The sequence below is a fragment of the Dyella sp. genome, from assembly GCF_035503745.1.
Taxonomy (GTDB): domain Bacteria; phylum Pseudomonadota; class Gammaproteobacteria; order Xanthomonadales; family Rhodanobacteraceae; genus Dyella_B.
Genome location: NZ_DATJTC010000047.1, coordinates 121,207 through 137,266, shown reverse-complemented (window position 1 = coordinate 137,266; position 16,060 = coordinate 121,207). Strand labels below are relative to the sequence as shown.

At 64.6% G+C, this 16,060-nt stretch carries 17 protein-coding genes; 13 read left to right on the top strand and 4 right to left on the bottom strand.

The features are described 5' to 3' along the window. Positions 1-24: 24 nt before the first annotated feature. Genes hemW through rph form a run of 3 tightly spaced genes read right to left on the bottom strand, consistent with a single transcriptional unit; the run spans position 25 to position 2,521 of the window. Entirely contained in the window at positions 25-1,188 is a 1,164-nt protein-coding gene (hemW, locus tag VME63_RS18180; RefSeq protein WP_325434938.1) for a radical SAM family heme chaperone HemW, read from the bottom strand. A 3-nt stretch (positions 1,189-1,191) separates the two neighbouring features. Beyond that, positions 1,192-1,791: an RdgB/HAM1 family non-canonical purine NTP pyrophosphatase gene (gene rdgB / locus VME63_RS18175; RefSeq protein ID WP_325434937.1), complete on the bottom strand. Its 600-nt coding sequence runs from the start codon at positions 1,789-1,791 to the stop codon at positions 1,192-1,194. A 1-nt stretch (position 1,792) separates the two neighbouring features. Continuing rightward, complete coding sequence (gene rph / locus VME63_RS18170; RefSeq protein WP_325434935.1) at positions 1,793-2,521, bottom strand: ribonuclease PH; 729 nt, start codon at positions 2,519-2,521, stop codon at positions 1,793-1,795. Between the two features lie 70 nt (positions 2,522-2,591). On the opposite strand from rph, the gene VME63_RS18165 reads away from it, so the two are divergent. From VME63_RS18165 to VME63_RS18135, 7 genes are all read left to right on the top strand, one after another. Beyond that, entirely contained in the window at positions 2,592-3,449 is an 858-nt protein-coding gene (locus VME63_RS18165; protein WP_325434933.1) for a YicC/YloC family endoribonuclease, read from the top strand. After that, positions 3,446-4,093: a guanylate kinase gene (gene gmk / locus VME63_RS18160; protein WP_325434931.1), complete on the top strand. Its 648-nt coding sequence runs from the start codon at positions 3,446-3,448 to the stop codon at positions 4,091-4,093. Before VME63_RS18165 ends, gmk begins: the two co-directional genes overlap by 4 nt. A gap of 82 nt (positions 4,094-4,175) precedes the next feature. Next, entirely contained in the window at positions 4,176-5,012 is an 837-nt protein-coding gene (locus VME63_RS18155; RefSeq protein ID WP_325434930.1) for an ABC transporter ATP-binding protein, read from the top strand. Further along, positions 5,009-5,782, top strand: a complete 774-nt coding sequence (mlaE, locus tag VME63_RS18150; protein WP_325434928.1) for a lipid asymmetry maintenance ABC transporter permease subunit MlaE — start codon at positions 5,009-5,011, stop codon at positions 5,780-5,782. Before VME63_RS18155 ends, mlaE begins: the two co-directional genes overlap by 4 nt. 51 nt (positions 5,783-5,833) lie before the next feature. Then, positions 5,834-6,724 carry an outer membrane lipid asymmetry maintenance protein MlaD gene (gene mlaD, locus VME63_RS18145; protein WP_325434926.1) on the top strand — a complete coding sequence of 297 codons (891 nt, stop codon included), beginning with the start codon at positions 5,834-5,836 and terminating at the stop codon, positions 6,722-6,724. Between the two features lie 23 nt (positions 6,725-6,747). Then, the gene (locus tag VME63_RS18140; protein ID WP_325434924.1) at positions 6,748-7,431 is read left to right on the top strand and encodes an ABC transporter substrate-binding protein; all 684 of its coding nucleotides are present in this window, start codon (positions 6,748-6,750) and stop codon (positions 7,429-7,431) included. A 46-nt stretch (positions 7,432-7,477) separates the two neighbouring features. Beyond that, complete coding sequence (locus VME63_RS18135) at positions 7,478-7,726, top strand: STAS domain-containing protein (protein WP_325434922.1); 249 nt, start codon at positions 7,478-7,480, stop codon at positions 7,724-7,726. Between the two features lie 110 nt (positions 7,727-7,836). Here VME63_RS18135 and VME63_RS18130 read toward each other — a convergent pair whose 3' ends face one another. Further along, positions 7,837-8,706 carry a VacJ family lipoprotein gene (locus VME63_RS18130; protein ID WP_325434920.1) on the bottom strand — a complete coding sequence of 290 codons (870 nt, stop codon included), beginning with the start codon at positions 8,704-8,706 and terminating at the stop codon, positions 7,837-7,839. 199 nt (positions 8,707-8,905) lie between these two features. On the opposite strand from VME63_RS18130, the gene rpoZ reads away from it, so the two are divergent. The 6 genes from rpoZ to VME63_RS18100 all read left to right on the top strand — a co-directional run bounded on the left by rpoZ (position 8,906) and on the right by VME63_RS18100 (position 15,839). After that, positions 8,906-9,196: a DNA-directed RNA polymerase subunit omega gene (rpoZ, locus tag VME63_RS18125; RefSeq protein WP_325434918.1), complete on the top strand. Its 291-nt coding sequence runs from the start codon at positions 8,906-8,908 to the stop codon at positions 9,194-9,196. Between the two features lie 154 nt (positions 9,197-9,350). After that, positions 9,351-11,513 (top strand): bifunctional (p)ppGpp synthetase/guanosine-3',5'-bis(diphosphate) 3'-pyrophosphohydrolase, encoded by a 2,163-nt coding sequence (locus VME63_RS18120; protein ID WP_325434916.1) that lies wholly within the window; start codon positions 9,351-9,353, stop codon positions 11,511-11,513. A gap of 81 nt (positions 11,514-11,594) precedes the next feature. Then, a complete protein-coding gene (locus VME63_RS18115) occupies positions 11,595-11,978 on the top strand; it encodes a RidA family protein (RefSeq protein ID WP_325434915.1) in 384 nt (127 codons plus the stop codon). Between the two features lie 80 nt (positions 11,979-12,058). Next, a complete protein-coding gene (recG, locus tag VME63_RS18110) occupies positions 12,059-14,173 on the top strand; it encodes an ATP-dependent DNA helicase RecG (protein WP_325434998.1) in 2,115 nt (704 codons plus the stop codon). Between the two features lie 401 nt (positions 14,174-14,574). Next, positions 14,575-15,507, top strand: a complete 933-nt coding sequence (locus tag VME63_RS18105; protein WP_325434913.1) for a nucleoside hydrolase — start codon at positions 14,575-14,577, stop codon at positions 15,505-15,507. 86 nt (positions 15,508-15,593) lie between these two features. Then, positions 15,594-15,839: a type B 50S ribosomal protein L31 gene (locus tag VME63_RS18100; RefSeq protein WP_325434911.1), complete on the top strand. Its 246-nt coding sequence runs from the start codon at positions 15,594-15,596 to the stop codon at positions 15,837-15,839. Positions 15,840-16,060: the final 221 nt, after the last annotated feature.

Genomic DNA, 16,060 nt, shown 5'->3' with positions numbered 1-16,060 from the left:
GCCGGCTGCGCGTCATGGAAATGTTTAGTCGAGGAAGCTTGCAATGACGTCGTTGAGGAAACGTTGGCCCAGGGGCGTGGTCACCAGCCGGCCGGGCGATTCCTGCAACCAGCCCTTGCGGCGGCCGGCGGCGAGCGGGGCGGCAATCCGCTCAAGCGCCAAACCGGTGCGGGCGGGGAAGTCGTCCATGGGCACGCCGTGGATCAACCGCAGCGCGTTGAGCATGTATTCGAACGGCAGCTCGTCGCTGGCGACGGCGGCGTGGCCGCCGATGCGGCCCGGGCCGCCGGCGGCGTCGAGATAGGCGTTCGGGTGGCGGGTTTTCCAGCGCCGCAGTACCTGATGGCCGGGGGCGTCGGTGAGCTTGCCGTGGGCGCCGGCGCCGATGCCCAGGTAATCGCCGAAACGCCAGTAGTTGAGGTTGTGCCGGCACTGCCGGTCCGCGGTGGCGTAGGCGGAAATTTCATATTGTGCGTAACCGCCTTCGGCCAGCCGCGCTTCGCAGGCTTCCTGCATGGCCCAGGCGGCGTCGTCGTCCGGTAGCGGCGGCGGGTGTGCGGCGAAGGCGGTGTTCGGTTCCAGGGTGAGCTGGTAGTGCGAGATGTGTGCCGGCTTGAGGGCGATGGCGCGGTCCACGTCGGCGAGGGCGCCGGGCAACGTCTGCTGGGGCAGCGCGTACATCAGGTCGAGGTTGATGTTGGCAAGGCCCGCATCCTGGGCCGACTTCACGGCCGCTTCGGCTTCGTGCGCACCATGGATGCGGCCCAGGCGGCGCAGCTTGTCGTCGTCGAAGCTCTGGATGCCCAGGGAGATGCGGTTGACGCCCGCGGCCAGATAGCCGTCGAAACGGCCATGCTCGATGGTGCCCGGATTGGTCTCCAGGGTGATCTCGCAATCGTCCATAAAGGGCAGGCGGGCGCGGGCGCCGTCGAGAAAGCGGGCGATCAGTTCCGGCGCGAACAGGCTCGGCGTGCCGCCGCCGAAGAACACGCTGACGATCGGGCGATCATGCAGCGCCGCGCCGAAGTCGGTGCGGTCGGCGTCCAGGTCTGCCAGCAGCGTTTCCACGTATGTGCCATAGGGCGGCTCGCCGCGCAGGCCGTGCGAGTTGAAATCGCAGTAGGGGCATTTCTTCACGCACCACGGCATGTGGACGTACAGCGCCAGCGGTGGAGCGGTCAACGGCATGTATCAGGCGTGCAGCTGGGTAATGCGCGCATGCAATTGCGCCATGGCCTGGCCGCGATGGCTGAGGCGATTCTTTACGCCCGGCTCCAGTTCGGCTGCGCTGAGCGTTTGCTGGTGCGGCAGGAACAAGGGGTCGTAGCCGAAGCCCTGCGTGCCGCGTGGGGCTTGGAGCACGCGGCCGTGCCAGCGGCCTTCGGCGATCAGCGGGGCGGGATCGTCGGCGTGCCACAGCAGGGCGAGGACGCAGATGAAAAACGCGCCGCGCTGTTCGGCCGGCACGCCATCGAGTTCGCGCAGCAGCTTGGCGTTGTTGGCGGCGCTGTCGCCGTGGCCGCCGCTGTAGCGCGCCGAATAAAGACCCGGCGCGCCGCGCAGGTGCGGTACGCACAGGCCCGAGTCGTCGGCCAGCGCCGGCAACCCGGTGACGCTGGAGGCGTGGCGCGCTTTCAGCAAGGCGTTTTCGACGAAGCTGAGGCCGGTTTCCTCGGCATCGGCTACGCCCAGTTCCGCCTGCGGCAGCACCTCGAAGCGGCTGCCGGCGAGCAGGGCGTTGAATTCGGCCAGCTTGCCGCGGTTGCTGCTGGCCAGCACGATGCGTTGCATGTCAGATGCCCAGCGCCGAGCGCTGCAGGCCGATCAGTTCGGCGATGCCTTTTTCGGCCAGGCCCAGCATGGCGTCCATTTCATCGCGGCGGAACGCATGGCCTTCGGCCGTGCCCTGCACTTCGATGAAGCCGCCGCCGTCGTTCATCACCACATTCATGTCGGTGTCGCAATGGGCGTCCTCGGCGTAATCCAGGTCCAGTACCGGCATGCCCTGGTAGACGCCGACCGAGACGGCCGCCACCGCGCCGACGATGGGGTTGCGGCGCAGGTTTTCGCGTTTCATCAACAGGTTTACCGCGTCCACCAGTGCGACGTAGGCGCCGGTGATGGCCGCCGTGCGGGTGCCGCCGTCGGCTTGCAGCACGTCGCAGTCCAGGGTGATGACGCGCTCGCCCAGGGCCTGGCGGTCCACGCAGGCGCGCAGGCTGCGGCCGATCAGCCGCTGGATTTCCATGGTGCGCCCGCCCTGGCTGCCGCGCGTGGCCTCGCGCTGCGTGCGGCTGGACGTGGCGCGCGGGAGCATGCCGTATTCGGCCGTCACCCAGCCTTCGCCCTTGCCGCGCAGCCATGGCGGCAGGCGGTCCTCGACGCTGGCGGTGCATAGCACGCGGGTGTCGCCGAAGGCGATCAGCACCGAGCCTTCGGCGTGCCGGGTGTAATGGCGTTCGATGGTGATGTTGCGCAATTGATCACTGGCGCGGCCACTGGGGCGGGAGACGGTGGACATAGGCGTTGGGCAAGTGATGGCAGGACAGTTTACCATTTGCCACTTTCCGCACTGCTTTGGGACCGGTTCGATGATTCGCAGCATGACTGCCTACGCCTCCGCCGAGGCCGTTACCCCCGCCGGGGTGCTGACTTGCGAATTGCGCACGGTCAATCATCGCTACCTGGAACTGAGCCCGCGCCTGCCCGAAGACCTGCGCGGCCTGGAGTCTTCCCTGCGCGAGCGCATCGCCATGCGGCTGTCGCGCGGCAAGGTCGATGTGACCGTGCGCCGCGGCGAATCGCGCGGCGAGTCGCTGCAGGTGGAGCAGGCCATGGTCGGGCGCCTGGCCGAGTTGGCGGGCGAGCTGCGCGGCCACTTTCAGGACATGCGGATCGAGTTCACCGAACTGCTGCGTTTCCCCGGCGTGCTGCAGCACGCGCAGGTGGATCAGGACGCCCAGCAGGCGGCGTTGCTCGGCGTACTCGATCGCGCCCTGGATGCGCTGGCCGCCACGCGCGAGCGCGAGGGCGCCAAGCTCGGCCAGATCCTGCATGAGCGCCTGGACAGCATCGAGCGCATCGTCATGGACGTGCGCGGCTGGATGCCCGAGATCCGCGTGGCCTTGCGCACGCGCCTGGAAACGCGCCTGGCCGATCTCAAGCAGCCGGCCGATCCGGGGCGCCTGGAGCAGGAACTGGTACTGCAGGTCACCCGCTCGGATGTGGACGAGGAGCTGGACCGGCTCAGCACGCACATCACCGAGACGCGCCGCGTGCTCGGCCTGAAAGAGCCCGTCGGGCGCCGCCTCGATTTTCTGATGCAGGAATTCAACCGCGAGGCCAACACGCTCGGCTCCAAATCGGTCGACGCGCGCAGCACCAATGCGGCGGTGGAGCTGAAAGTGCTGATCGAGCAGATGCGCGAACAGGTGCAGAACATCGAATGAGCGCGCATACGCCAGACACGGATGTGACCGCAGGCACGCTGTTTATCGTGGCCGCGCCCTCCGGCGCGGGCAAATCCACGCTGGTCAACGCGCTGCTGGAGCGCGAGCCGGGCATTTCGCTGTCGATCTCCCATACCACCCGTCCGCCGCGGCCGGGCGAGCAATACGGGCGGCACTATTACTTTGTCGAGCGCGCCGATTTCGAGCGCGAAGTGGCCGAGGGTATCTTTCTCGAGCACGCCCAAGTGCACGGCAACTTCTACGGCACCTCGCGCACGACCGTGCACGAGCTGCTGCGGCAAGGGCGCGATGTGCTGCTGGAAATCGACTGGCAGGGCGCGGCGCAGGTCCGCCAGACCATGCCCGACTGTGTCAGTGTCTTTATCCTGCCGCCGTCCCGCGCGGAACTGGAGCGCCGGCTGCGCGGTCGAGGATCGGACAGTGCGGAAGTGATCGAGCGGCGCCTGCGCAATTCGCGCGGCGAGATCGCGCACGCGCACGCGTTCGACTACATCATCGTCAACGATCGCTTCGAGGACGCGTTGGATGGGCTCCAGGCCATCGTGCGGGCGGTCCGCCAGCGGTCGGCGCTGCAGTGCCGGCGGCACGAGGCCTTGATCGCCGAGCTGTTGTCGGACGCCTGACTGGTCTATTACTAGACTGGTGCGTATAGCATTACGTGCCCACTTGGGTTAACTTCACCACTTTGGTCCTTTCCCCCTGCCCATGATCGATCCCGTCAACGCCAAGCCAGACGATCGCACCCTGGTGCGCATCCGTGGCCTTACCACGGTGCTCAATGGCAAGACCGTGTTCGACGCCCTGGACCTGGACATCCCGCGCGGCAAGGTCACCGCGATCATGGGCCCCAGCGGCACCGGCAAAACCACCCTGCTCAAGCACATCACCGGCCAGATGCGCGGTGACCGGGGCACGGTGGAGGTGGATGGCCTGAACGTGCCCAAGCTCTCGCGCGACCAACTGTTTGAGCTGCGCGAACGCATTGGCTACCTGTTCCAGAATTCGGCCCTGCTGACCGATTTCGACGTGTTCGAAAACGTGGCTTTCCCGCTGCGCCAGCACACCCGCTTGCCGGAAGTGCTTATCCGCAACATCGTACTGACCAAGCTGCAGGCGGTGGGCTTGCGCGGCGCCGCCTCGCTGACGCCCGCCGAGCTTTCCGGCGGCATGGCGCGGCGCGTGGCCCTGGCGCGGGCGATCGTGTTCGATCCGATGCTGATCCTGTACGACGAACCGTTCGTGGGCCTGGATCCTATCGCGCTGAACCAGGTGCTGAAGCTGATCCGTACGCTCAACGAAACACTCGGCATCACCAGCGTGCTGGTGGCGCACGAGCTGGAGGCGATCAAGCAGGTGGCCGACCACATTTATCTGATTGCCAACGGCAAGGTGGTGGCGCAGGGCAACCCGCAGACCATCGCCGACAACGGCTCGCCGTGGACGCGCCAGTTCTTCGGCGGCGACGCCGACGGTCCGGTGCCGTTCCAGTATCCGGCGGACGATTACGCGACCGCGTTGGGCTTCAAGGAAGGTGCGGCATGAGCGCGCGGATGCAATACAACAATGTCCTGGTGCAATCGCTGGCGCAGATCGGCTATTGCGGCGAGTTCCTGCTGCGCATCCTGTACGCGGTTCCGCGCAGCATGCGCCATGTGCGCGAGACGGTCCGCCAGCTGTGGTTCGTGGGTGCGATGAGCCTCACCATCACCGTGACCTGCGGCCTGTTCGTGGGCATGGTGCTGGGTTTGCAGCTTTATCACGTGCTGGCCATTTTCGGCGGCACGTCGGCAACCGGTTCGGTGGTGGCGCTGGCGGTTTATCGCGAGCTGGGGCCGGTGGTGACGGCACTGCTGTTCGCGGGCCGCGCGGGCACCTCGGTTACCGCCGAAATCGGCCTGATGCGCGCTACCGACCAGATCGCCGCGATGGAAATGATGGCGGTCGATCCGATCGCCTACGTGATCGCGCCACGCTTCCTGGCCGGGCTGATCGCCATGCCGCTGTTGTGCTGCGTGTTCTGCGCGATGGCCATTTTCGGCGGCCACCTGGTCGGCGTGAGCTGGCTGGGCGTGGATAACGGCACCTTCTGGTCGAACATGACCGCTAACGTCGACGTGTGGCAAGACATCATCAACGGCATCGTGTGGAAGAGCGTGGCCTTCGGCGCGGTGGTCTCGCTGATCGCCGTGTTCCAGGGCTACACCACGCCGCCGACCAGCGAAGGCGTGGCCTATGCCACCACGCGCACCGTGGTGGCTTCGTCCATCGCGATCCTGGCGCTGGATTTCGTGCTGACCGCGTTCCTGATGTAACGAGCCGATGTGGACCGTCATGACTAATTGCTTTCTTTTGAGGACTTTGCCGTGAGCCAGAGAAAATCTTATGCCGTCGGCACCGGCCTGTTCATCGTGCTCGGGTTCACCGCGCTGGCATACCTGGCCACGCAGACCAGCTCGATCGCCAACAGCCACCAGGGATCGAGCTACACGGTCGATGCGGAATTTGCCAACATCGGTGCGCTCAAGGAGCGCGCGCCGGTGAAGGTGGCGGGCGTGCGCGTGGGCCAGGTGCAGTCGATTTCGCTGGAGCCGGGCAAGGACGTCGCCGATGTCACCCTCTCCATCGACAAGAAATTCAACCAGATTCCCACCGATTCGGTGGCCACGATCTACACCAGCGGCCTGCTGGGCGACCAATATGTCGGCCTGGTGTTCGGCAGCGCGAAAACTTACATTTCCAACGGCAGCCGCATCGGCCTGACCAAGTCCTCCGCGCCGCTGGAGGAAATGCTCGGCAAGTTCCTGGGCGCCGGCGGCTCGGCCGACGCGATCGGCGGCACCTATTCGGTGCGTGCCGAATTCACCAACGTGGGTACACTCTGGGTAGGCGCGCCGGTGAAGATGGCGGGTGTGCCGATCGGCACCGTGGCGGCGATCAAGGCCGATCCGGCCAAGCTCGACGCCAGCGTGACCCTGGCCATCGACAATAAGTACAACCAGATTCCGGACGACTCCTCGGCGGCCATATTCACCAGTGGTTTGATCGGCAGCCAGTATGTTGCGATCCAACCCGGCGGCTCGCCCAATTCCCTCAAGGATGGCGACCAGCTGGTGCTGACGCAGTCGGCCATGCAGTTGGAAGACCTGATCGGCAAGTTTCTGGTTAGCGGTTCGCCCAGCGGCGGCAACAACGCCGGTGGCAATGGTTCCAACAACAACGGTTCGTCCAATAACCCCCCGGCCGGCAAGCATTGAGCCGGCCCCACTAGGAGTCATCCATGTTGCGTCACTTGGCTATTGCCACCGCCATCGCCCTGGGTAGCGTCGTGATCGCCGTGCCGGCTTTCGCGCAGGATGCATCGAGCGCGCAAGCGTCCAACGCCTCGACGCCGGAACAGGTGGTGCAGACCATCACGCACGATCTGGATACCCAGATTGCCGACCACAAGGCCGAGTTGCAGAACAACAAGACCAAGCTGGTGTCGATGATCAACCAGATCTTCCTGCCGCATTTCGACACCGACTGGGCCTCGATCCTGGTATTGGGCATGCACGCGCGCGCGGCGACGCCCGAGCAGCGTTCGCAGTTCGCCAAGGCCTTCTACGACTCGCTCACCAACCGTTACGCCGAAGGCCTGCTCAACTACACCAAGGGCACGGTGAAGGTGCTGCCGTTCCAGGGTGAGCTCAACGACAAGTACACCGTAGTCAAGACCCAGGTCACCACCGACGACAAGAAGCAGATCGCGGTGAACTACGTCTTCCACAAGACCGCCGACGGTCAATGGAAGGCTTACGACGTGATCATCGAAGGCATTTCCTACATCACCAACTATCGCAACCAGGTCGATGCCGAGATCAAGAAGGAAGGTCTGGACAAGCTGATCAAAGACCTGCAGACGCAGGGCGACCAGGCCTTGCAGCAGATGGAACAGGAAAACAAAGGCAATGGCGCCAAGTAAGGCTGGCGAGTTTCGAGTCGCTTCGGAGGTACCGGACACGGTTTCCGTGTCCGGTACGCTGAGCTTCGCCACGGCAGCGAATGCGCTCGCGGCGATGCGTGCGGCTTTTGCCGCGCACGATCGCCACACGTTGGATCTGTCGGGTGTTAGATGCTGCGACAGCGCCGGCCTGGCCTGTGTGCTGGCGGCGCTTTCGGAGGCCGACAAGAGTGGGCAGCGGGTGAAAGTGACCCACGTGCCGGAAGGCATGCAGGCGCTTGCGCAGGTGTGCGGCGTGGAGACGTTCCTGCACTGAACCTTTATCCGTCGCCCTGCGAGGAAAGGCAGCAGGTCTGCGCAGGGCCGAGTTTTCCGGGTAAACAAAAAACGGGGCCAAGCCCCGTTTTTTGCTCGAATCGCTGTGGCTTACTGATTGCCAGCCGGCGGCGTGCCCGAGCCGTTCTTCTGTTTCTGCTGCTGCTCCCACTGCTGCTGTTCTTTCAGCAATTGGGCGGGATCGAAATTATTGTTGCCGTTCGAATTGCCCGAGCCCTGGCCCTGCTGCAGCTTCAGCATGACGTCGGCTGGCGGGTTGCCATCGTAGAGCTTGTTCAGGCGGGTCTGGCGCCAGGCGTCGCGCACGAAGGCGTAGGGGTCGTAGGCCGATTGCAGGTAGCTGTCGGCATCGAGCAACTGGGCGCGCATCTGGATGAAGTACACCACTTCGGGGATGTAGTACTGGCCCCAATGAAACTTGTGATTGCGTTCGAAGTAGCTGAGCGGATCGAACAGGTAACCGTCCACGGGGAACTGCCACACGTCGCGCATCGTGGACGGGCCCAGCAGGGGGATCATCAGGTAGTCGCCTTCGGGCACGCCCCAGCGGGCCAGGGTGATGCCGAAGTCGGTTTCCTTCAGCGGGATCTTCATATGCGTAGCCGGATCGAAGAAGCCGGCCACACCCACGGTCATGTTGATCAGGAAGCGGCCGGTGTCGGTCATCGCATCGCTGGGACGGCCCTGCATGATGTTGTTGGCGATGCTGATCGGCAGCTTGATGGTAGTGAAGAAGTTGCTGATGCTGGTCTGTACCGGCTTGGGCGTGACCTTCGTATAGCCCACCGCCACCGGACGCAGCACGTGCTTGTCCAGCGCCATGTTGAAGGCGTAGCTCTTGCGGTTGAATTTCTCCAGCGGATCGTCCGTACGCGGCGGGGCGATGGCGCAGCCGGCCAGCAGGGCCACGGCGGCTAGAGGGAGAAGGCGGCGCAGTGCGAGGCGGGGCAGGGAGGGCATGGAGAGGGGGTCCGCTGCAAAATTTGGGGATTTTGTTAAAATTGTACTTGCTAGTTTTATATTGTGCACCAATCGCCGGGCGCTTTCGAGCTGGCGGGCGACCGGTCGGACATGATAAGAGTCAATCGCGTTGCCAGCCAAGTGGCGGCCCGATAAACTGTAAGACCGCTCAAAGTCTTTTATTGTTCAAGGATTTCCCATGGCCCGCATTACCGTGGAAGACTGCCTCGAGGTGGTCGACAATCGTTTCGAACTGGTGCTGATGGCGACCAAGCGTGCCCGCCAGCTCGCCAAGGGTGCCGACCCGGCGGTCAACCCCGACAACGACAAGCCCACCGTGCTGGCGTTGCGCGAAATCGCCGACCGCCGCATCGACCAGGCCACCATCGACGAGATCGACCGCGCCGAACGCGAGCGCGCCGAGCGCGAAGCGCTGGAATGGGCCGCCCAGGAAGTTGACGACGATCTTTCCAAGGGCGGGGACGATTGATGGATAGCGGCGGCTGTCGACAGCGCAGTCGTCGCACTGGCCACCATGGGCTGGCGGGCCGCGCTGCGCGGCATTCCAGCACACTGCGGTCCCATCGGTTCCACGACCCCTATCCACTCAGTGAGGCGAGCGCCTGAACGGGCGTCGTGAATCCATGCCGGCGGCTACGCATCCCGCTTCGGAGGATACGTCCACGCTGCCGCCCTACGTGCTGGCGCTGAAAGAGCGCATCGCCTACCTCCCCGAACAGAACGTGGCCCGGGTGTTGCGCGCCTATCAGGTGGGCGCCGTCGCGCATGAAGGGCAGACCCGCAAGAGCGGCGAGCCGTACATCACGCACCCGATTGCCGTGGCTGGCATCCTGGCCGAGTTCGGCATGGATGCCGAAACGATCATCGCCGCGATCCTGCACGACACGCTGGAAGACACCGAGCTCAGCCGCACTGAGCTGGCCGGGGAATTCGGCGAACCGGTGGCCGAATTGGTCGACGGCGTCACCAAGCTCGACAAGATGCGCTTCAGCAGCCGCCAGGAGGCCGACGCCGAAAGTTTCCGCAAGATGCTGCTGGCGATGGCGCGCGACCTGCGCGTGATCCTGATCAAGCTCGCCGACCGCCTGCACAACATGCGCACGCTGGGCGCCAAGGATGCCGATTCGCGCCGGCGCATCGCGCGCGAAACGCTGGAAATCTATGCGCCGATCGCGCAGCGCCTTGGCATGAACAAGATCAAGGCGGAGCTGCAGGACCTGGGCTTTCGCGCGCTCCATCCCGATCGTTATCGCGTGATCAGCGAACGCATCCGCGCCGCGCTCGGTAATCGGCGCGAAGCGATGGGACGCATCGAAGGGGCGCTGACCGCGCGGCTGGTCGAAGAGCGCATTCCCGTGCGCGTGGTCGGGCGGATCAAGTCGCCGTGGAGCATCTATTCGAAGATGCGCAACGAGCACAAAAGCTTTGCCCAATTGATGGACGTGTACGGCTTTCGTGTCGTCACCGACAGTGCGATGAGCTGCTACATGGCGCTGGGCGTCGTGCATGCGCTGTACAAGCCGGTCGATCGCCGCTTCAAGGATTTCATCGCCATCCCCAAGGCCAACGGTTACCAGTCGTTGCATACCGTGTTGCTGGGGCCGTTCGGCGCACCCATCGAAGTGCAGGTGCGCACCGAGGAAATGGATTCGGTGGCCGAACGCGGCGTGGCCGCGCACTGGGCGTACAAGACCGACAGCGGTCCGGCCAACAGCGCCCAGGCGCGTGCGCGCGAGTGGCTTTCCGCGCTTGCCGACAGCCAGGCCAACACGCCATCGGCTGCGGAATTCATCGAAAACGTCAAGATCGATCTGTTTCCGGACGAAACGTATCTGTTTACCCCGCGCGGCGACATTCTTTCGTTGCCGCGCAATGCCACCGCACTGGATTTCGCCTACGCGGTGCACACCGACGTGGGCGATCACGCCGTGGCCGCGCGTGTGGACAAGAAACTGCTGCCGTTGCGCACGCGGCTGGAGTCGGGGCAGCTGGTGGAGATCATCACCGCGCCATCGGCGGTGCCGAACCCCGCATGGCTTGAATTCGTGGTCACCGGCAAGGCACGCACCGCGATCCGTCAATACCTTAAGCATCTGCAGCACGAAGATGCGGTGGATTTTGGCCATCGCATGCTCGACCGCGCGCTCGATGCGCTAGGCACCAGCCTCGATGCGATCGCGCCGGCGGCGCTGGAGCGCTTCCTGCAGAAATCCAAGTTCAAGCGCCTGGAGGAATTGCTTTCCGACATCGCGCTCGGCAATCGCATGCCCGACCAGGTCGCCGGCCAGCTGGTGGCCTCGCGGGGCACGACGGCGCGCGGCACGGCCGCGCCGCATCAGGCGGAAAACATCCGCATTACCGGCGCCGAGCGTGGCGTGCTGAGCTTTGCCAACTGCTGCCATCCGCTGCCGGGCGACGACATCATCGGCTACCTCTCGCCAGGCAAGGGCATCGTGGTGCATCGCACCGAATGTCCCAATGTGGTGGAGCTGCGAAAATCGCCCGAGCGCTGCGTGGCGATTGAATGGGATCGCGACGTACAGGGCGATTACCGCGCCGAATTGCGCATCGAAGTCATCAATCGTCCAGGCGTGCTGGCCACGGTGGCGGCGGCGATCGCGGCGGCCGATTCCAACATCGAAAACGTCGAATACGTCGAGCGCGACCTGGCGGCTGCCACCTTGTTGTTCACCATCGAAGTGAAAAATCGCAAGCATCTGGCCGAAGTGATCCGGCGCGTGCGCCGCACCGGTGTGGTGAGCGGGGCGTATCGCTATCCGCTGTAGCGCCAGGCCTGGCGTCCAAGGGTGCTACGCAGCCGCCGCGAGGGCAATTACACTGCGCTTTTCCCCAGCCGGATCGTCCCCATGTCCCGCACCATCATCGCCACTGACCAGGCTCCCGCCGCCATCGGCCCGTATTCGCAAGCCGTGCGCGCGGGCGACACCGTGTACTTCTCAGGCCAGATTCCGCTTGATCCGGCCACCGGCGCACTGGTGGAAGGCGATATCAGCACACAGACGCGTCGCGTGTTCGACAACCTTCTCGCCGTCGCGCAAGCCGCTGGCGGATCGCTCGCACAGATCGTGCGCGTGGGCATCTACGTGACGGATCTGGCCAACTTCGCCGCGGTCAACGCCGTGATGGGCGAATACTTCCAGCAGCCCTATCCGGCGCGCTCCACCATCGAAGTATCGGGCCTGCCCAAAGGCGCGCAGGTCGAGGTCGATGCGATCATGGTGCTCGGCTGATCGATTGCCGGGTACATCGCTGACAGCATGTGTCGGCCATGACGCCCCGCACGCCGCCGCGCTCGGTTAGTCTTGCAACGATGGCGGCAAGTAAACCTCGCACCTCGACTGAAACCGTGGCCGATCCGGGCAAGTTGCCCGTGTCGGCGCTTGGCGGCGTCGGTCCGGCCCTGGTGGAGATGCTTGGGCGATTAGGTCTGCACCGCGTGCAGGATCTGTGGTTCCACCTGCCGTTGCGCTATGAAGACCGCACGCGCGTCACGCCGCTGGCGGATCTTCGCCCGGGTATGCGCGTGCAGGTGGTAGGTACGGTCGAGGCGGTCGACAAGACCTATCGCTACCGCCCCCAGTTGAAAGTGGCGATCGGCGACGGCGCGATGGAAACGCTGCTGCTGCGCTTCTTCCATTTCAATCGCGCGCAGGCCGAGCCATTGCGCCCCGGCGTGCGCCTGCTCTGTTACGGCGAGGTGCGCCAGGGTTCGGGCAGCCTGGAAATGGTGCATCCGCAGTACCAGCGCCTGGCGGACCATGCCGACGTGGTCATGGATGAGTGCTTGAATCCGGTTTATCCCACCACCGAAGGGCTGGGACAAAAGCGCCTGGGCGGCGTCGTCGCCAAGGCACTGCAACTGTTGCCCGCCGATGACCAGCTCGAACTGATTCCCCCCGCGCTGTGCGCCGAATGCGGCCTGACCTCGCTGCGCGGCGCGCTGCTGTATGTGCATCGGCCGCCGCCGGATGCGCGCATCGATCAACTGACGCAGGGACGGCATCCTGCGCAGCAGCGCCTGGCTTTTGAAGAACTGCTCACGCAGCACATGAGCCTCAAGCGCTTGCGCGCGGCGGTGCGCGAGCGTCGCGCACCGATGGTGAAAGGTCCGGGTGCGTTGCAAAAGCGTTGGCTCAAGCAGCTTCCTTTTACGCTGACCCCGGCGCAGCAGCGGGTCATCCGGGAAGTGGCCGCCGATATTTCACAACCGCAGCCGATGCTTCGCCTGGTCCAGGGTGATGTCGGTTCGGGCAAAACGGCAGTAGCCTGCGCGGCCGCGCTTGCCGCGGTGGAAGCGGGTTATCAAGTCGCGCTGATGGCACCGACGGAATTGCTGGCCGAACAACACCTGCGCAATTTCCGGCATTGGCTGGATCCCATGGATATCGCGGTCGAATGGCTGGCCGGCAAGCAGCAGGGAAAGGCGCGCCAGCAGGCCATGCAACGGGTGGCGCAGGGTGCCGCGGTGGTGATCGGTACACATGCGCTGATGCAGGAAGGCGTCCAATTCGCGCGCCTGGGCCTGGTGATCGTCGACGAACAGCACCGCTTCGGCGTGCAACAGCGATTGGCCCTGCGCGACAAAGGCCTGGAAGGTGAACTGGCGCCGCATCAGCTGGTGCTGACCGCAACCCCCATTCCGCGCACGCTGGCCATGAGCGCTTACGCCGACCTCGACATATCCGCCATCGACGAACTGCCGCCGGGACGCACGCCCGTGCAGACCATCGCCATTTCCAACGCGCGCCGTATCGACGTGATCGAGCGTATCCACGCCGCGTGCATGGAAGGCCGGCAGGCCTATTGGGTCTGCACGCTGATCGAGGAATCCGAACAGCTGCGCGCACAAGCCGCCGAGGCGGCGCATGCCGAACTCACCCACGCACTCACCGACTGCCGCGTGGGCTTGATTCATGGACGCATGAAGCCGAAAGAAAAGCAGGCGGTGATGGATGCATTCAAGCGCGGCGAGCTGGCGGTGCTGGTGGCCACCACGGTGATCGAGGTTGGCGTGGACGTGCCCAATGCCAGCCTGATGGTGATCGAGAACAGCGAGCGCCTGGGTCTTGCGCAATTGCATCAGCTGCGCGGACGCGTGGGGCGCGGCGCGGTGGCGTCCAATTGCGTGTTGCTCTATCAGCCGCCGCTGGGTCAGCTTGCACGCGAACGCCTGCAAGTGATGCGCGAAACCAACGATGGCTTTCGCATCGCCGAAAAGGATCTGGAACTGCGCGGCCCCGGCGAGGTGCTCGGTACGCGCCAGACTGGTCAGCTCAGTTTCCGCATGGCCGATCTGGCCCGCGATGCGCACCTGTTGCCCGCCGTGCAGCGCGTGGGCGAGCAGATGCTGGCGCAGCATGCCGAGCAGGCAGGGCGGCTGATCGAGCGCTGGATCGGCGGTGCCGCGCGTTATGCCGGCGCATGAGAGGTTGTGTGCGTGGCCACGTCGATCAAGCTGCAGTGCCAAACCTCGTTTTAAGGGGCGTCACCGGCACCTTGTTCCGAAACCGGCCGCCTTACGATTGATGCAACACGTCAAGACAGCGCGACTTGATCCTTGGATCGACACCCGTTGCGACTGCGACCACGCTTTAAAGCGTTGGCCTTGTATCCTCGGGGTAAGTCATCGATCAATCGCCGGTGCCGTTACCCTTGAAGAGGCGTTCGGAGGTTTCGTCGTCCACAGCGGTGGACTCAGGCCCCGGCGCTCAAGCAATAGCCTCTTGCGGCAAAAATATGCGCATGGCTACGGCGCGCGCAGGAAATGCCTACTTTTCTGCTCTTCGTTTAGTATTCCCAATTCCAGGGTTTCCACTTCCTTAAATCATGAGCACACCGCAACTCTTCATCGATACCGATCCCGGCGTGGACGATGCGCTGGCGATCCTGATGGCGCACGCGCATGCCGAGGTGCTCGGCTTGAGCATCGCCGCCGGCAACGTCGGTCTTGCCCATACGGTGCGCAATGCGCGCACGCTGGTGGACCTGGTGGGCGGTGCTACGCCGGTGTTCGCCGGTTGCCCGTCGCCGCTGGTACGCCTGCCGGAAGAAGATGCTGCCTTCGTGCATGGCCGTGACGGCCTGGGTGACGTGGGTTTTTCCGAGCCGGAAAGCCGGGTCGCCGACGAGCACGCCGCACTGGCCCTGCTGCGCCTGACCCGCGAACGCCCGGGCGAGATCACCCTGGTGGCGCTGGCCCCGCTCACCAACCTGGCGTTGGCGCTCAAGCTCGACCCGACGCTGCCTCGGCGCGTGAAGCGCCTGGTGGTGATGGGCGGTGCGGTCACCGGCCATGGCAACACCGGCCGCGTGCCGGCGGAATTCAACGTGGGCTTCGACCCCGAAGCGGCCCATATCGTGTTCGAAGGCTTTCCCGACTTCGACCTGGTCGACTGGGAGCTGACTCTGCGGCATGCGTTCGACGAATCCGAATTCGATGAGTGGCTGGCCACCGGTGACCGGCGCGCGGCGTTCTTCGGGCGCGTGTTCCAGGTGGCGCGCAATACCAATCGCGAGCGAGGGCGCCGCGGCATCATTGCGGCCGACGCGTTGGCGATGGCGGTGGCGATCGACCCTACCGTGGTCAAGCGCAGCGAGCGCCGTCACGTCGGCGTGGAACTGGACGGTCGCCTCACCCGCGGCGCGACCGTGGTGGACTGGGGTGACCGCCTCAAGCTTCCCGCCCGGGCCAACGTGGTGCTGGAGCTGGACCAGGCCAAGTTCGCCGGCATGGTGCGGCGGGCCCTGGGGGCATCGTAGCCGCTGCCAGGGTATCGGGTCGGTTGACCGGGGTTTTGGAAGGTCGCTATAATGCCGCTCTTTTCACCCACCGCTTTGAGTCCGTCATGAAGCCCGATATCCATCCGAATTACCGCCAGGTGGTGTTCCAGGACCTGTCGTCCGAGTTCGCGTTCCTGACGCGCTCGACGATCGCGACCAAGGAAACCATCAAGTGGGAAGACGGCAACGAGTACCCGCTGGTCAAGGTGGATATCTCCAGCCACTCGCACCCGTTCTACACCGGCAAGCAGAAGGTTATGGACACCGGTGGCCGCGTGGACAAGTTCCGCCGCCGTTACGCGCAGAAGTAATCCATTTGCAAACTTGCCCTTAGCGGCAAGTCGGCTCCGAAATACAGGGCAGGCCCAGCGCCTGCCCTGTATTTTTTTGCGCTTGTCATAATGGTTTTGCTCATGGCCCGCACGGTCCATAAGTACGGCATCCATGACCATTCGCCCTCGGATGTTTGAGGATCGATGTGCGATAATGGAAAAGATGCATCGCCGCTTCCCCACACGACGATGTGACTTTC